At 36.5% G+C, this 15678-nt stretch carries 16 protein-coding genes and 1 tRNA gene; 7 read left to right on the forward strand and 10 right to left on the reverse strand.

The features are described from left to right. Positions 1 to 18 precede the first annotated feature (18 nt). From cysC to AC04QZ_RS23615, 3 genes are read left to right on the forward strand one after another with little or no spacing between them, the layout of a single operon-like run. The gene (gene cysC / locus AC04QZ_RS23605; RefSeq protein ID WP_478359707.1) at positions 19 to 540 is read left to right on the forward strand and encodes an adenylyl-sulfate kinase; all 522 of its coding nucleotides are present in this window, start codon (positions 19 to 21) and stop codon (positions 538 to 540) included. 7 nt (positions 541 to 547) lie between these two features. After that, positions 548 to 1207 carry a sulfotransferase domain-containing protein gene (locus tag AC04QZ_RS23610; RefSeq protein ID WP_478359708.1) on the forward strand — a complete coding sequence of 220 codons (660 nt, stop codon included), beginning with the start codon at positions 548 to 550 and terminating at the stop codon, positions 1205 to 1207. Positions 1208 to 1250: 43 nt separating this feature from the next. Then, positions 1251 to 2480, forward strand: a complete 1230-nt coding sequence (locus AC04QZ_RS23615; protein WP_478359709.1) for a LicD family protein — start codon at positions 1251 to 1253, stop codon at positions 2478 to 2480. Positions 2481 to 2497: 17 nt separating this feature from the next. On the opposite strand, the gene AC04QZ_RS23620 is transcribed toward AC04QZ_RS23615, so the two are convergent. The 7 genes from AC04QZ_RS23620 to AC04QZ_RS23650 all read right to left on the reverse strand — a co-directional run bounded on the left by AC04QZ_RS23620 (position 2498) and on the right by AC04QZ_RS23650 (position 10257). Then, positions 2498 to 3169: a hypothetical protein gene (locus AC04QZ_RS23620; protein ID WP_478359710.1), complete on the reverse strand. Its 672-nt coding sequence runs from the start codon at positions 3167 to 3169 to the stop codon at positions 2498 to 2500. Positions 3170 to 3182: 13 nt separating this feature from the next. Beyond that, positions 3183 to 3833 (reverse strand): hypothetical protein, encoded by a 651-nt coding sequence (locus tag AC04QZ_RS23625; protein ID WP_478359711.1) that lies wholly within the window; start codon positions 3831 to 3833, stop codon positions 3183 to 3185. Positions 3834 to 3841: 8 nt separating this feature from the next. Then, positions 3842 to 4270 carry an FAD synthase family protein gene (locus tag AC04QZ_RS23630; protein ID WP_478359712.1) on the reverse strand — a complete coding sequence of 143 codons (429 nt, stop codon included), beginning with the start codon at positions 4268 to 4270 and terminating at the stop codon, positions 3842 to 3844. Positions 4271 to 4307: 37 nt separating this feature from the next. Next, positions 4308 to 5615: a beta-barrel domain-containing protein gene (locus AC04QZ_RS23635; protein ID WP_478359713.1), complete on the reverse strand. Its 1308-nt coding sequence runs from the start codon at positions 5613 to 5615 to the stop codon at positions 4308 to 4310. Position 5616: 1 nt separating this feature from the next. After that, positions 5617 to 7812: a peptidase domain-containing ABC transporter gene (locus tag AC04QZ_RS23640; RefSeq protein ID WP_478359715.1), complete on the reverse strand. Its 2196-nt coding sequence runs from the start codon at positions 7810 to 7812 to the stop codon at positions 5617 to 5619. Positions 7813 to 7846: 34 nt separating this feature from the next. Then, complete coding sequence (locus tag AC04QZ_RS23645) at positions 7847 to 8326, reverse strand: hypothetical protein (protein ID WP_478359716.1); 480 nt, start codon at positions 8324 to 8326, stop codon at positions 7847 to 7849. 344 nt (positions 8327 to 8670) lie between these two features. Beyond that, entirely contained in the window at positions 8671 to 10257 is a 1587-nt protein-coding gene (locus AC04QZ_RS23650) for a cysteine peptidase family C39 domain-containing protein (RefSeq protein WP_478359717.1), read from the reverse strand. A gap of 445 nt (positions 10258 to 10702) precedes the next feature. Here AC04QZ_RS23650 and AC04QZ_RS23655 point away from each other — a divergent pair, with 445 nt between their 5' ends. Continuing rightward, entirely contained in the window at positions 10703 to 10996 is a 294-nt protein-coding gene (locus AC04QZ_RS23655) for a recombinase family protein (protein ID WP_478359764.1), read from the forward strand. A gap of 179 nt (positions 10997 to 11175) precedes the next feature. Then, positions 11176 to 11619 carry a hypothetical protein gene (locus tag AC04QZ_RS23660; protein WP_478359718.1) on the forward strand — a complete coding sequence of 148 codons (444 nt, stop codon included), beginning with the start codon at positions 11176 to 11178 and terminating at the stop codon, positions 11617 to 11619. Positions 11620 to 11686: 67 nt separating this feature from the next. Here the strand turns inward: AC04QZ_RS23660 and AC04QZ_RS23665 are convergent. The 3 genes from AC04QZ_RS23665 to AC04QZ_RS23675 all read right to left on the reverse strand — a co-directional run bounded on the left by AC04QZ_RS23665 (position 11687) and on the right by AC04QZ_RS23675 (position 13307). Then, positions 11687 to 11760 (reverse strand) — tRNA-Arg (locus AC04QZ_RS23665). 99 nt (positions 11761 to 11859) lie between these two features. Further along, positions 11860 to 12324, reverse strand: coding sequence for a redoxin domain-containing protein (locus AC04QZ_RS23670; protein WP_478359719.1), 465 nt, complete (start codon positions 12322 to 12324; stop codon positions 11860 to 11862). A gap of 74 nt (positions 12325 to 12398) precedes the next feature. Beyond that, positions 12399 to 13307 (reverse strand): SDR family oxidoreductase, encoded by a 909-nt coding sequence (locus AC04QZ_RS23675; RefSeq protein ID WP_478359720.1) that lies wholly within the window; start codon positions 13305 to 13307, stop codon positions 12399 to 12401. Between the two features lie 311 nt (positions 13308 to 13618). Between AC04QZ_RS23675 and AC04QZ_RS23680 the strand changes: the two genes are divergently transcribed. Both AC04QZ_RS23680 and AC04QZ_RS23685 read left to right on the forward strand, forming a co-directional pair. Further along, positions 13619 to 15010: a hypothetical protein gene (locus AC04QZ_RS23680; RefSeq protein WP_478359721.1), complete on the forward strand. Its 1392-nt coding sequence runs from the start codon at positions 13619 to 13621 to the stop codon at positions 15008 to 15010. Further along, on the forward strand, positions 15011 to 15583 hold the full coding sequence (locus tag AC04QZ_RS23685; protein WP_478359722.1) for a hypothetical protein: 573 nt from the start codon (positions 15011 to 15013) through the stop codon (positions 15581 to 15583). The last annotated feature ends 95 nt before the right edge of the window (positions 15584 to 15678 follow it).

Consider the following 15678-nt stretch of genomic DNA (forward strand, 5'->3'; position numbering starts at 1 on the left):
AAAACTAAATTATGTAAAATGGACCACAGGATTAAGAGTATTCTGCTAACTGGGCTGTCAGGAGCTGGAAAAACTACAATTGCATATAAACTATCAAGTATACTAACCGATCACAACTCTTCATTTACCGTATTGGATGGAGACGATCTAAGAACAGGATTAAATAGTGATTTAAAATTTAGTAAGGAAGACAGAACTGAGAATGCGAGAAGAATTGCAGAAGTAGCAAAATTATTTTATTCAAATGGAATAATACCCATTATATCAATTATCGCCCCCTATGAACAGGACAGAGAAATGATGCGCAAAATTATTGGATCTGAAAATTTCTTGGAGGTCTTTGTGGATTGTCCAATAGCGGTATGTAGATCCAGAGATCCTAAAGGTCTATATCAACAGGCCGAACAAGGAATAATAAAGGAATTTACAGGTGTTTCTGCTGCATACGAAATCCCAAAACACCCGGACTTTGTTATCAACACTAATGGTACCGTAAAAGAAGAGTCGCTATACGATTTGATAGAAAAAATATATAAATAAAAAGAATATGATGTACAAAAATGAGGCTTCAAAAGCCATACCGATTACTCCTGCGGTATTGAAGAAACTAAATCATGTTGATTTCCCGTATTTAATCAGCTTTCCTCGTACCGGCAGCCATTGGCTACGTTTAATTATGGAGTTATACTTTGAAAAACCCGCACTGACAAGGGCTTTCTATTATTTTGACGCTGTCGACTTTACCTGTTTGCACCATCACGATATTGATCTTGAACTTAAACCAAAAAACGTAATATATCTTCATAGGGATGCGGTAGAAACAGTCTTCTCTCAATTGACATACCATGGATTAGACTTAAATAATCCAGAAAATGTATTCTTCTGGACGAATAGCTACGGAGCGCATTTAAAAAAATGGCTTAAAGATGACAATTTTACAACGAAGAAAACTGTGATTTCGTATCAAAATCTGTTGATGGATCTTGATAAGGAGTTTATTAAAATCTGTGATCACTTTGATCTTCCATTCAGCAGAGAAAAACTGTCTTCGATAAAAGATTTAGTCACAAAAGAACATCTTAAAAATAAAACCCAGCATGATCTAAAAGTTGTAAATAATTCACATGAATATGATCTAAAAAAGAAAGAATTTATCGAATTAAACTCAGTTGTTATCAATCAAATAATAACAGATATTACAACATAAAAACTATAACTCTGAATAAATTTATCCCTTTAAAAACCGCTCTATGTTGATTTATAACATTAATCCCGAAAGTGAAGAAACAAAAAGTCCAGATCCATACACTCATTTAATCACAATAATTCCTGTAGATGTAAAATTTCACGGAGAAGGTTCACCATTATCTCTGGACAATGAATATATGTTCTCCAGATACGGATTTCGTCTTTCCAAATATGAATGCGACCAGTTCAATACTCATCATGAAATCTGGACGGAATTTAAAAAATCTGATGCTCCTTTCTGCTTAATTATTAATGAATATGCTAGCGTAAAATTTCCTCAAGAAGAAGATCTTACAAAGATAAATGACAAGCTAAGGGAAAGTCTAGATTGGGATATCTTTTTTCCTTTTGAGCGATCAGTTGTAGAGGATAGCAGTGAGTTTGAACCCGGCTATCTTTTAGGATGCTATTGGGGTGTTGATGCATATTTTATTAGCCGTAGAGGTGCGGATAAGCTTTTAGAAATAAGTGTAATAAGACAGCCATTGGATGAAGAAATTTTAACTAAGTCTATATCAGGAGAACTTGAGGTATATAGCGAAGAAACTGATCATTTCAATTTACAAGAGAATGTTCTACACAAGAAAGAAAGAAGATTGGCGATGAAGGATGCTATTTTTCAATCGCCAGCCTGGTCATTAGAAACTAAAGTTATGATACAAAAGATAATGCATATCATAAGCAATGTCGCAAATGACAATAATATTGAATTGATACTCTGCGATGGTTCGCTGCTTGGACAAATAAGACATGGTGGTATTATGCCCTGGGATGATGATGTAGATTTAGGGTTAAATATGAATGACTTTGCAAAGTTTAGCGCAGTTGTAAAGAGCCAGACAACATTAACGTCATCAATTTGCTATTGGGGTTCAGCTAGAGTGCCATATTACAAGATCTGGGATGAAGGTGGTCAGCCTATAGAGAGATATTCATACACTTTCCCTTTCGTTGATATTTGGTTTTTTACTGATGAGGAAGAGCAGATTGTGTTTGAAGCTGGAACCGTCTATCCAAAAGCTATTTATTATCCTTTATCAGAAACTTTATTTGAAGGCAGCTTGTTCAAATTACCTGCCAAACCTCAGGAGTGTCTGGATATTTCTTATAAAGACTGGAGAAATAAAGTTCAAGTGTTCTCATGGTCCCATCAACTTGAACAAAATTCTATCGTTCCTTTAGCTATGGACATTAATGTTGATGCCGATGGACGAATTATTGATGAGAGGTAATAATAGTGTTATCTCTCTTAGTTTGCAAATTTCATATAAAAATCCCGCACTTCGTAAATTCTCCTCAACTTTGATTCAGAATCTTTAAACAACTCATCTACCGACAAACCTTTAGTATTTCTTACACCAATAGATATATCTGAATAACCGAAATCTCTTTGAACAGATATAAACGGAAAAATGACCATTTTACTACTTGTCATCTCTGAAAATTTTCCGTCCGCAGTGTCATCCATTTTATCAAAAGGCTCCTTTAGTATATCATCAAAAAACTGCCGATAAATAACTAAAAATTGTGTACTCCAGAAATTGTCTACCCAGCAAAGCCCATCATTTATCGGAACAGCATTTTTAAATCCCCCCACCCCGCCAATCAGCATTTTTGCCCCTTTTTCACTTGCTTTAATTATGGCTTCAATAAGTTCTCTTTTCGAATAGTTTTCAGTGAATTGATGGTCATCTTCACAAATAATGATGACATCATCATCGCTCTTCAAAGCCATTTCTATAATCTTCACAATACTCTGCCACAGACCCAGAGCACCCTTTTTATTTTCGCATGCCTTTACAATATTTACTTCAAATTCGTTTTTGCCCTTAAATTGATCTTTGATATGGAGTAGCCGATCAGTGCGACTTTCTATATTTATAACATACACAGGTAGAACTACACCTTGATATTCGTCCATTTGATTCATTTTGTTAATAATTTTCTAAATTATAAAATGTATATACGCTTTTTAAATGGCTTAGTTTCTCCAATGAATCAGAAAATAGCTGAGTTACACGACCACTCGCATTATTCTTTGCAGTAACATCCGAATAACCAAATTCTTTTTGCGAAGAAATAAATGGGTAGATCAAGAGCTTATTTTTAGTCAAGGCTGAAATCTTGTAATCCGCTGCGTCTGTTTCTCCAAAATCTGCAGTTAATATCGTATCAAAAAATTTACGATAAATAATTGTGAATTGCAGACCAGAAAATCTATCAACCCAAAATAAATCTGAAGAGACTTGAAGGGCTGATTCATACCAGCTTATCCCCCCCAGCAAAATATCTGCGTCTTTTAGTTTCGCTTCCCTAATCCTCGCCCATAGAAATTCTTTATCATAATGTTCGGTAAATTCATGATCATCTTCACAAATAAGTATGTATTCATCCTGATGGCTCAATGTTGAAATTATTTGTTTTAAAGTCTCCCACAACCCTATAGCGCCTACTTTATGCTCGCAGGCTTCGACAAGGCTCACATTGAATTCATCGCGACCGTGAAACTGTTGTGCAACGTGCTCACGTCTATCAACTCTATGTTTCAAATTGATAATACAAGTCTTAATATCTTTCTTATTCATTTTAATTACTATAAAAGTGGTGCTTTGTCAGTTCTTTTGTTAATCTCCTGGATAAGTTGTGTGGAGGAAATACCTTTTGTGTAAGTCACCAATTTAAAGATACCTCTGTCCAATGCAACTTTATAATATTTTTCTATTTGTTCAGGACTAAAGTCATCGCCATGAACTACTAAACCTATATTGTAACTATCCAAAATATCTTCTGTTAAAATACCAACACCGTTTATAGTAGCGTGTACATATTTACAGGACTCAACCACCGCATATCTGCTCTTTTCAGGGATTAATGGCTCTCTTTTGTAGCTCATCACAAATTCATCATCATGAACTCCTACAATAAGGCGTCCGAACGAAGCTGCTTTTCTTAGAAAATTAATATGCCCTTCATGAAATAAATCAAATACTCCATCGACATACACGTTAATTATTTTTGACATAATTTTATCATTCTATGGTTTTTTAACAAAGCTTTCACTAATTACTATTCAACATCTTGGTAATATTCCTCATAAACCTTTTCAACAAAGAACTTTCCTCAGTAATAATCTCCGCATCAGCCTGCATTCCGTTCTTGAGTACAATCTTATGCTTAGGATCCTTGTTCTCATACCTTTCGAAACTGATCTTGGCAATAAAGATGCTATCCTTGAATGCCACGTCCGAGATATAATTGACCTTACCTCTGATGAGTCCGTACTGCTCAAAAGGAAAGCTTTTCATTTTCACGAGCGTTTGTTGACCGGTTTTCACCTTACCCATATTGTATTGGGGTATATGCACCTCTCCAAAGAAATCAGTATTTGCCGGATTGATCATAAAGAGTTCCTCTCCGCTATTTACCGTCTGATTTTCCTGTACAATACCCGCATAGCTAACTTTACCATCAACCGGTGCCCGCATGATGTACTGGTTGATCCAGCCATCTGTTTCGGTGATCATATTACTTAATGATTGCACAAACTTTGCTTTTTCGTCCTCTATTGTATGCTCCAGCTCCAGTATCTCCTTCTGCTTGGTTGCATAACTGGTATTGTTGTTCAGTAAAGAGGTGGAGCTTTGCTGCAAAGGATACTGCCCCGACAAGTATTTATTCTCCTGTTGCCTGTATTCACTGGTAGAAACAACCCCCTTTTGATAAAGCTTTTTATAGGCTTCAAATTCATGTTTTACATTCGCATATTCCTTGTCCTGAACCTGTCGTTGAGAAATAATTTGCTCTTTTAATTTAACAATCTCTTTCAAATCCTGCTCCAGGTACTTCTTCTTATTCAGGTAATATCCGTCCTTTTGGGCCGAATTAAACTGAAGGTATTGCTGGTAAAAATTCTGATAAGCACCCTGCAGCTCTCCTAGGTTTAGCCCTTTCAGCAGCGGGCTTTCAACCATACCCGAACTGTTCAGTTCCAGATTAAGCTGGGTTAGCATTTCATGGAACTTTAGGACATCGCTATGCTTTGCAGTACTCTCGATAAAAGCTAGAGGTTGGCTTCGCTTTACCGTTTCTCCTTCTTTAGATAGCAAAACGACTATTTTACCCGTCTGTCTGACAAACACTGCTTTAGGCGCATTTAGCGAATTGACCTTTAATGTAGTTTTTACGACATCGGGATATTGTATAAAGGCCGAAACGCCCACAATAGCCAGCAGGATTCCAAAGATCAGGGTAATGCCCCTTCTCAATATCCATGAGGGAACTGCAGTAATGATTTCCTGAACTTCTTCGCTGTTTACTTCCAGCCCATTCAGCCTGGTATCTACCAATTTCTCTTCTTTTAGATCCATTTTATACTCCCAGTTCCAGTTGATTTTTTACCAGTTGATAATATTCCCCATTGCTATTGACCAGTTGCTGGTGGGTTCCCTGTTCTATAATGATTCCTTTATCCAATACGATAATGTTATCCGCATTCTTTACGGTGCTGAGGCGATGGGCAACCACAACCACTGTCCGGCCTTTAAAGAAGGTCTCCAGATTCTCCATAATGACTTTCTCATTATTGGCATCCAGCGCATTAGTCGCTTCATCAAAGAAGATGTATTCCGGATCTTTATATACAGCCCTTGCAATCAGCATCCGCTGGCGCTGCCCTTGGCTGATCCCGTTTCCGGCGGCACCGATCTTAGTATTCAGACCTAAGGGCAATTCTTCGATAAATTCACTGATGTTAGCCACTTTAACGGCGTGAAGCAATTTGGTCATATCAGGATATTCATCACCTACTGCTATATTGCGTGCAATGGTATCAGAGAAGATAAAACCATCCTGCATCACAATGCCGCATTTACCCCGCCAGTAGCGGTAGCCGATCTGCTGCATGTGGGTATTACCTACTTTAATTTCTCCTTTTTGAGGTTCATAGAATCTTAGTAAAAGCTTTAAAATAGTGGTCTTCCCACTTCCACTCATCCCCACTATGGCAGTGGTTTTACCTTCAGGGATCTGTAAAGTTACGTCCCGTAACACAGGTTCATCACCAGCGCCCGGATAGGTAAATGTTATGTTCTGCAAAGCAATACTTTTATTCAGAGGCAATTCGTGCAAAAAATTCTTTACTACAGGCTCTTCGTCTTCCAGTTCATGAATCTCATTTAAGCGCTCTAAACTAATCTTTGCATCCTGAAAGGATTGCAGAAATCCCAGCAATTGCTCTATTGGGCTATTCAATTGCCCCACTATATATTGAATGGCCATCATCGCCCCCAAGGTTAGCTGCCCATCAATTACTGCTTTTGCTACCATAAAAGTGATTAGGATATTCTTCCCTTCATTTATAAAGAAAGTGCCGAACTGCTGGTATTGCCCCAGCGCTAGGCTTTTCACACTAAACTTAAAAAGTCCCGCCTGAATTCTTTCCCACTCCCAACGTTTTTGCTGTTCACAGTTGTTAAGTTTGATCTCCTGCATACCGCCAATGAGCTGAACGATGTTGCTTTGGTTTTCTGAGGAGATATCGAAACGCTTGAAATCAAGCTCCCGTCTTTTCTTTAAAAAGAAAACGACCCAGAAGCTGTAGATTATACTACTTATTACAAATATGATAAAAATGTTAATGTTATAATAGGCAATTACAAAAGAGAAAATGACCAGGTTGAAAAGCGAAAAGATCGTGCTCAGCGAAGATCCTGTTAAAAAGCTTTGAATCCTGCTTTGGTCACTCATCCGCTGCATGATGTCTCCTGTCATTTTGGTCTCAAAGAAGCTCATCGGGAGCTTCATCAGCTTGATCAGAAAGTCGGTGAGAATAGAGATATTGATCCTTGTGGTCATGTGCAATAGTATCCAGGAACGGATAAAATCAACGCTCATACGGCCCAGGAATAGCATGGTCTGGGCGATCAGGACAATGTAAACAAAGTTCAGGTTACGCGTATTGATCCCGATATCTACAACAGACTGCGTCAGGAAGGGTAGTATAAGCTGCATTAAACTTCCAACTCCCAGCCCGACAAATAACTGTACTATGAGTTGTCTATATTTAAAAAGATAGCCTAACATGTAAGTCAGGTTCAATCCTTTTTCAGGGTCGCCACCTTGTCTGTAAAAATCAGGACTGGGCGCAATTATCAATGCAATCCCCTCTGAACGCCCGTTATTCTGGGTACTCAGCCAGTGCTTTAAAAATTCGGCCTCTTTGTATAGAATTAGCCCTCTGGCAGGGTCTGAAATATGGTAAACATTTTTAGAGGAACCTGATATTTTGTACAGCACCACAAAGTGGTTCTGCTTCCAGTGTATGATACAGGGCAGATCTATTTCCTTTAGCTGTTCCACGCCAAATCTTATCCCAGTGGTACGAAAGCCGATCTTCTCTGCGGCCTCACTAATGCCTAACAGGGATACCCCCTGCCTATTGATCCCTGAGATCTCCCGCAGCCTTTGAAGGGTATAATTACGGCCGTAGTGTTTAGCGATCATACGCAAGCAAGTCGGACCACAGTCCATTTGGTCCGGTTGTTTATAGTGTGGGAACTTTTTCAAGGAAACTGGTATTAATTATATAATTGATATTATTTTAATATTCATCAAACAAGGAACCTATATTTAAGTAAGCATTTTGCATAGTCTCTAAACGCATTATAGACCTTTTAAACAAATTTTGCCCAAGCTCGGGCATTTCATTATTACTGCTAGTAATGTTCGAATATCCAAAAATCACGTTTCTGTGATATAAAGGCAACAATAGAATTTTTCGTCTAGTAATCTCGGATAGCATTCTAGCTACGGTATCAAATTCGTTAAAAGGTTCTGTAATAATTGCTTGGAAAAATCCCTTATAAATATCCAAAAACTGTGTAAAATAAAAAGTGTTCATCCACAACCTGTTAGGAGCTAGAGGTACAACATGTTGAAAACCGCCTACACCACCAGATAATATACAAATTCCTTGTTCATGAGCTTCAATGATATTTCTTTTTAGATACTGACATGAGTAATCATTAGTGAATTCATGATCGTCTTTACATATTATAATCACATTCTCATCATTCTCCATAGCAATTTTGCTAGTTTTGACGATGCTCTGCCATAAATCCGTAGCTCCTAAATTGTCCTCGCAGCTTCAACAATAGCACCCTTCAGCATATTAAATGGTTTAGCTCCCCCTATGAACACGCAGGATTTCATACCCTAAAAATCTTTTCAGTTGGATACCTCCCCTTTCGAAAAGGCAGAAGAATTTGAACTTAATTTTTTCATACTTTTGATTAGAATCTAGTGATTAAATTTTGTAGCCCTGCCACGCCGGGTTATCTCAAGCGGCATGTTTTTATAACATCATGCTTGTTATGGGCTGTTCTGTTTCAATTGGCAGTCCCTTTTTTGTACAAAAAAATCTTTTTACACCAGTAAATATTTGATATCGTCTAATCCATAAGGATCAACAAGTTTATATCCATTAATAAAAATTGTAGGTGTAAAAGAAACTTCTGCCATTTCACACCATTCCTTTTGTCTCTGTGTTGCTATTTCGAGATTTTCATTTTTAGTAACTGGATATTTTTCTGCCCAATTGTCGTAATTCTTGCTGCTTTGACCATACCATTCGTTTAAAGCATCCTCTACAAGGATCTTATCCTTTGAAAAACTTAAAGCTGTGATATGTCTGGCCACCTTTGTACGCTCGTCATTTTCGTGATTTGCTGTGGTGAATAAAACTTTCAGTTGAATGTCATCACGCTGACTCAACCACTCATCAATTGTTTTATGTGCTGTACCACATGGCCCGCAAAATGGATTGCTTACCATAGTAATTGTGGTTTCCGCTTCAGGGTTTCCCAAAACAATCGGCATCAAATCATCTGAAACAGAATACTTAATTTGTGAGCTTAGGAGTTGATTAAATAGCGTACTGTTGTATTTAAATTTCTTCAATTGTTGATTTAAAGGCCTCACTTGTTCAGATTTTAACAAATAAGGTTTAATAAATGACCAAATTGCAACGGGCATCAAAAAACAAAGTATAAAGCTAAATATATCAGATAACCCTATATTCAAAGATTGAAATGACAGATCAGATACAAAAAAGGTCACCGCCTCTATCCACAGCAAGGCCTGAATTGAACAACATAACACACACCAGTTTTTTATTTTAAACTGATAGCCAATTGAATATAACGTATATGGCAAACATAAAATATTCAACCAGGCTAACAGTTCAATACCCGAGGGATTAATTAACAAGCAAACTAAGGATCCTGCGAAATAGAACATACCAACCTCACTCCAACTTAACCAGTTGGTGACTTTAGCTGCATCTGACTTTAAGATAGCATTACAATCATTCTTCTTGCCCATGCTACATAAGTTTTGTATAAATGGATTGTTGGCATTTATACTGTGCATTAATAAAAGTGCACTTACTCCTACACCTGCTAGTTTAAGCAAGACCAGTCCTATATAAAAGAGACTGGAACTTCCGAGATTTATAGCATAAAACACACTAAATAGTAACATCAATACCAGAAAAGGCAAACGAGCTTCATTCAATAAGCCCTTGATCATCGACTGCTTATATTCCTTTTCACCACTTATCTCATTCTTTTCTGCACACAACATCACCCCATCCCAGAATTTAAGGAATTCAGATAAACCTAAATTTTCCATTTTTTCTTTTTCATTACTGAGAATAACCGTGTCTTGTTGAATTCCATGAACTAGAACGAACTCTCCCCCTTCTCTTTTTAAATGCGCAATAAATGGCAGAGGTAATTCTTTGACGTCACAAGTTCCTGGATCGACTTTAAAAGCCTCATTGGGCACATTCCAGGAGGTCAGGCAATCACTAAGCGCGAGCATACTTGGATAATCAGGATGATCAAGTAAATCCTTTTCTATTGTAAAAGAACTAACAGGAATCTTTAATTTACTAATTAGTGAGTGCAATACGTATACAGTATTCCCTGCACTCTTTATAGAGCGTATCATAGGATGATATTTAGTTTAACAATTAAATACTAACAAGCATGACATCAAAAAAGTGCCATTTATTCTAAAGAATAAGATTGTAGTAGATATTAGAGATTGAGAGCATAGGCTGATGATTTAATTTATAAATCTAATATATTGTGTTTATAAATCTAATATATTGTGTTTATAATAACTAAACAAATTTATTTAAAAAAAATATAAAAACATCTTAATTAGCTTGTTATACTTAAGGCAGAAATCATAAAATTAATTAAGTGTTTTCACCCCGGAAGCTTCTTTAGCGCCGGTCTTCAGCTCCTGCTTGCAGAAGAAGATAACATTTACCAAAGCTTGAAAATAAGGGGGCGGCCTATACTCCAATAAAACAAAAGAAGGCAAATTTGTTTTCCGGATAACCCCTTTTGGCTACTCAAAAATAGATGAGCCGAGGGATCGAAGGATTATCAATGACGAAGAGCAAGCTAAAATTATACGTTATGTCTACGATGCCTGTTTAAAAAACACCTCTTTGTACATTATCAAGGAAAAAGCCATAGAAATGGGTTATGATAGAAAAGGCAATATGACTATAGAAACCATTTTAACAAACTCATTTTATGCTGGCCTTCTCTGTGCAAAAGCGTTTAAAGAACATCCGGAAGGCCTTTTCCCTGGCATACACGAACCAATTATTGATATGGTTACCTGGAAAATGGTACAGAGCAAGCTTAAAAAACCAACAAACATAGAACCATAATTGATGATGCAATTCCCTTAAGAGGAATATTAAAATGCCATTGCGGTAATTTCCTCACAGGAGCCGCTTCTCGTGGTAAGTCTGGAAAATACTTTCATTACTACAAATGCAGGTTCTCCAAACATAACAATATCAGTGCAAAAAAAGCACACGATCAATTTGACAAAATTTTAGAACTGATGAGCTTGCCGTCTGCTGAAATAACCAAAATCAGGGACTCGGCAAAAGGAGAAATCCAACAGGAACTGGATAATAACAGGAACAGACTGGCACAGAAAAAGAGTGAACTGGAAGCTGAAAAAGCACTGCTGTATTCGATTGAGGAAAAATATATCAAAAATGAAATTGATCAGGAAACCTACCGCAGGTGGTTTAACGTTTACAAAGAGAAAATCGATGTATTGGAAACCGCTGTGCTAAGGCTTGGCAATACTTCTAACGAGGCATTCATTATCCTTGATCGACGAATAGAACTTCTTTCGGACATTAAATACATTTACAATAAATCGGATACCTTGGAAAAAAGAGAGTTTATAGATCTGGTGTTCGACTCAAATCTTTACTATGAAAATGGTATTTATCGAACACCTATGATGTTAGACTCACATCAGGTAACAAATTGAAAATGAGATATTTAATCTTGATAATTATTGAAAAAAAAAGGGAGAATTTTTCAATTCTCCCTTCAGGTGCACTTGTAGGGATTCGAACCCCAAACCTTCTCATCCGTAGTGAGATGCTCTATCCAATTGAGCTACAAATGCGTTTCCGTATCGTTAACGGACTGCAAAGGTATAATTTGATATTTTAATTTCCAATTAAATTTTAAAAAAATCTGAAAATAATTCTTTGCAGAATAAGCTTTATGCGCTTAATGCATCATTAATTGCTTTAAAATCAGGCAAATCATGGGCATCTTCCAAAACTTCTGCATAAGCTACTTTTCCTTCTTCATCGATTACAAAAGCTGCTCTTTTAGAAACTCCTTTCAATCCGAACACAAATTCATCATAAAAAGCACCATAAGCTGCTGACACTTCTTTGTTAAAATCAGACAATAAAGGAAACTGGTAACTTTGCACTTCTTTAAACTTAGCCAAAGAGAACGGAGAATCAACTGAAATGCCGATTACCTGTGCATTTATTCCTTCATAATAACTGAAATTATCACGCATGGTGCATAATTGTTCGGTACACGTTCCGGTAAAAGCCATCGGGAAAAAATGAATAATTACTTTTTTGCCTTTGAAACCAGAAAGCGAAATTTCTGTCAAATCAGAAGTGTATAATTTAAAATCGGGGGCGGTATCGCCAACTTGTAATGCCATTATGTCTTTTTTTATGGGTTAAATATATTGTTAAATTGCTTGATTGCTTTGACTCTTGACTCAAGACTTTAGACTCAAAACGAACCTTTCATCTGTTGGTCTAAAATTACCAATCCCTCTTCAAAACTATGCGGACGGTAATCTAAATCTCTAATCGTCTTATCCAAAACAAAACCTGTTCTAATTGGTCGTTTGGCCGTTTGGTTTAAACTTGCAGAACTGATTTCATTAATAAAAGATTGATCAAGACCCCAATAATCGGCAACTTTTCGCACTAAATCTGCAATACTCATGTAATCTTTACCAGACACATGGTAAATTCCACTTGCGTTTTTTTCTACAGCCAACAAGCAGGCTTCTGCTAAATCCTCAGCCAAAGTGGGCATACGCCATTGGTCTTTTACTACATTAATACGCGATGCTTTTTCTAAAGCCCCTTTGGCCCAGAGTACAATATTGCTTCGGCTCATATCGCTAGTGATCCCATATACCAATATAGTTCTTAAGATTACCCAATTTGCTTTTGAGTTTTTCAACAGCTCTTCTGCCAGTACTTCCGATTCGCCGTAATAACTTACCGGATTAACAGCATCTTCTTCTTTATAAGGCCCATCAGCACCATCAAAAACAAAATCAGTACTTAAATGAATCAACTGAATATTTTTTTCTTCACATATTGTTATTAATGTTTGAACGGCATCTACATTTAACTGGTGACAAAGTTCTTTATTAGCCTCGCAGGCATCAACATTGGTCATCGCAGCAGTGTGCACAATGGCGTCAGGTTTGTATCTTCCAATAACTTCCCTAACCTGATCAGCCTTTAAAATATCCATTTCTGCATATTCATAGCCGTCCTTTACCGGATAGCGGTTTTCGCCTTTTGAAGTGGCTACGAGCTTCACCCTTTTTTCGGCAAGTACTTTTTCAGTTAATTTCTGCCCTAAAAGGCCGTTGCTGCCTGTTGTTAAAATGGTTTTCATATGATCAATATATTTAATGATGTAAATGTCAGAATAAATTAGGCCTCAATAAAAAACTTCTTTTTTTTTTTAAATTTCCATTCTTATTTAAGGAGTTGATGTAAAATTTCAAGGGGTTGGTGTAAAATTTCAAATTAAAAAACATTCGACTTTCAGATTTCATCATTCAAAAAGTCCATCCTGACGTCATCTAAAGCATACTTTCAAAAAGATAACAGCTGAAACAGCTTAAACTAAAGATTTGGTTATACATTATTTAAGTAATAGTTTCGTTACCAAAATCACATTATAAATTAAAACAATTCTAAAAAATGAAACAAAATCTAAAAAAACGCTCACTAAAAACCTTCTTAATTTTGATCACAATTTCAATAGGAATGATTAGCTGTAAAAAGGATCGAGTCGCTCAAACTCCTGAACTATCAAAAAACTTTACAACCAAAGAAGAGGCTAAGCTTTACTTAAATAAAAAGCTAAATGAATATGGCATTATCATCGCTAAACTTGCACAAAATCCAGCGATGAAAAAATTGGTTAACGAAAGAGTCGCTCAAAAATTTGACGGGGATTATAATGTACTTTTAAATGACTTAGTAAAGCCACAATCGTCTGAAATGCTAAGTTTAAAAAAGAGTTTAAACATGAGCACCAATCCAATACCTACTACCCCGGGCGACCCCGTTCAAGTAGTAGATCTTCAAGTGTTACAACAAGCATTAACAGAACCTTTGCAAGTAAATGGCGAAACATTATATCCACAAATCTACATTCCCTTTTTTGAAGAACACGAACAAGTGGCGGAGCCAATAGACCCAGTAGAACCAGGTGACCCAGGAACTCCAATCGAACCAGACCCTTGCTTAAATGCAATTCCTAATCAACTAGAACCTGTTTACGCAAACCCTGTCATTGTAGCATATGATGGAGAAGAATTAGCAGCACAAGAAGTTGTTACGGGTTATACTTATGATCAGAATGGAATAATTGTTGAAAACATACCTGTTGATGAATGTTTTGCTAAGCGGCATAGGGTATGGGTTATTACCTTAAATGAACGCGTAAATAGTACAGGAGTAATTCCACCAACAACAAGTGGACCAAGCCCTACTACACCAACCATACAGAGACCTGTAGTTTTTATGCCTACTTTGACCATTAAAACTCATAAAGAACCATGGTTAAAAGGCGCAAGTGAAATAAATATGAAATATGCGTTCAGCTGGGCAGATTTAAACAATCCATCAACAGGATCAAAAGAGATAACCTATTTCATCGATAATTATTACAGGACGCTCAGTACTGCATACTCAGGTGGTATAAGCAATTTCCCAGATGGCGCATACGACAATATTCCTATCAGAACATTCAGTGTAAAGGAAATAAATAAGAAAAGGGAAATAAATATTGATTTTACATATGCTCCTTTATCGAGATCTAAGGGCAGTAGCTATTATTTTCCAGAAAGTGGCGATTACATATACCTTGTTATATATGAGGAAGATGCTGGTTTTTGGGATATGTTAGAAGGTTATGATACAGTAAATGCTTACGGAGTACCTTTCCAAATATTAAGCGACGATGACCCTTATCTTCTTGGGAAATTTAAGATCGTATCCAAAGACTTGGTAAATAGCTCAGGTACAAATATTGGCAATGTAACAATAGACAATGACGTAATAAAGTTTGTTTCAAGATATAGATAAATGAAAAAAAATCAATTATTTCTTTTAATTGCACTTATATCGCTATTTGCAAACAAGCTAAGTGCTCAGGAAACCAAAAAAAATAATGTTTACGCCGAGCTACTTGGCAATGGAATTATCTACACTATCAATTATGACAGGATAATCCCAATTTCAGATCAATTAAAATTGGCCCCAAGAATAGGTTTTGAGTTTTTACCAAGAATAAAAAGGAATAATAAGACATTTGGACAAAAATATGGTAATTGGTCTTTTCCTTTTGAGTTAAATCTTTTGTGGGCAAAAAAACCTCAAAGCAAAAATTTTGCAGAAGTAGGATTTGGTATTGGTTTGTTTAGTATGATAGAAGGATACAGCCTCAATCAAAATGACGAAATAACAGACACACATTTCAAAATGGCAAAGGTATCAACTTTCAGATTAGGCTTTCGACATCAAAAACCAGAAGGAGGCTTAATGTACCGCGCAGGCCTTTTAGTTAAATTATCACAAGATGATTTTTCGAAAAGTCGCGTTGGAGATGATCTTTTTTATCGATTATGGCCAGGCTTTAGTATAGGTTATAATTTTTAAGACACACCACCTCTTCAATCCCCTAAAAATGATAGATTTTTAGGGGATTTTTTCATTAAAAGTTGGCAACATTTAACATGTTGAAAAAATTTATA

The sequence above is a fragment of the Pedobacter folensis genome, from assembly GCF_056490665.1.

Excerpts from the sequence above, each read along its gene's own strand:
- cysC (WP_478359707.1), top strand. The coding sequence starts at position 19 with ATGGACCACAGGATTAAGAGTATTCTGCTAACTGGGCTGTCAGGAGCT.
- AC04QZ_RS23610 (WP_478359708.1), top strand. The coding sequence starts at position 548 with ATGATGTACAAAAATGAGGCTTCAAAAGCCATACCGATTACTCCTGCG.
- AC04QZ_RS23615 (WP_478359709.1), top strand. The coding sequence starts at position 1,251 with ATGTTGATTTATAACATTAATCCCGAAAGTGAAGAAACAAAAAGTCCA.
- AC04QZ_RS23620 (WP_478359710.1), bottom strand. The coding sequence starts at position 3,169 with ATGGACGAATATCAAGGTGTAGTTCTACCTGTGTATGTTATAAATATA.
- AC04QZ_RS23625 (WP_478359711.1), bottom strand. The coding sequence starts at position 3,833 with ATGAATAAGAAAGATATTAAGACTTGTATTATCAATTTGAAACATAGA.
- AC04QZ_RS23630 (WP_478359712.1), bottom strand. The coding sequence starts at position 4,270 with ATGTCAAAAATAATTAACGTGTATGTCGATGGAGTATTTGATTTATTT.
- AC04QZ_RS23635 (WP_478359713.1), bottom strand. The coding sequence starts at position 5,615 with ATGGATCTAAAAGAAGAGAAATTGGTAGATACCAGGCTGAATGGGCTG.
- AC04QZ_RS23645 (WP_478359716.1), bottom strand. The coding sequence starts at position 8,326 with ATGGAGAATGATGAGAATGTGATTATAATATGTAAAGACGATCATGAA.
- AC04QZ_RS23650 (WP_478359717.1), bottom strand. The coding sequence starts at position 10,257 with ATGATACGCTCTATAAAGAGTGCAGGGAATACTGTATACGTATTGCAC.
- AC04QZ_RS23660 (WP_478359718.1), top strand. The coding sequence starts at position 11,176 with ATGAGCTTGCCGTCTGCTGAAATAACCAAAATCAGGGACTCGGCAAAA.
- AC04QZ_RS23670 (WP_478359719.1), bottom strand. The coding sequence starts at position 12,324 with ATGGCATTACAAGTTGGCGATACCGCCCCCGATTTTAAATTATACACT.
- AC04QZ_RS23675 (WP_478359720.1), bottom strand. The coding sequence starts at position 13,307 with ATGAAAACCATTTTAACAACAGGCAGCAACGGCCTTTTAGGGCAGAAA.
- AC04QZ_RS23680 (WP_478359721.1), top strand. The coding sequence starts at position 13,619 with ATGAAACAAAATCTAAAAAAACGCTCACTAAAAACCTTCTTAATTTTG.
- AC04QZ_RS23685 (WP_478359722.1), top strand. The coding sequence starts at position 15,011 with ATGAAAAAAAATCAATTATTTCTTTTAATTGCACTTATATCGCTATTT.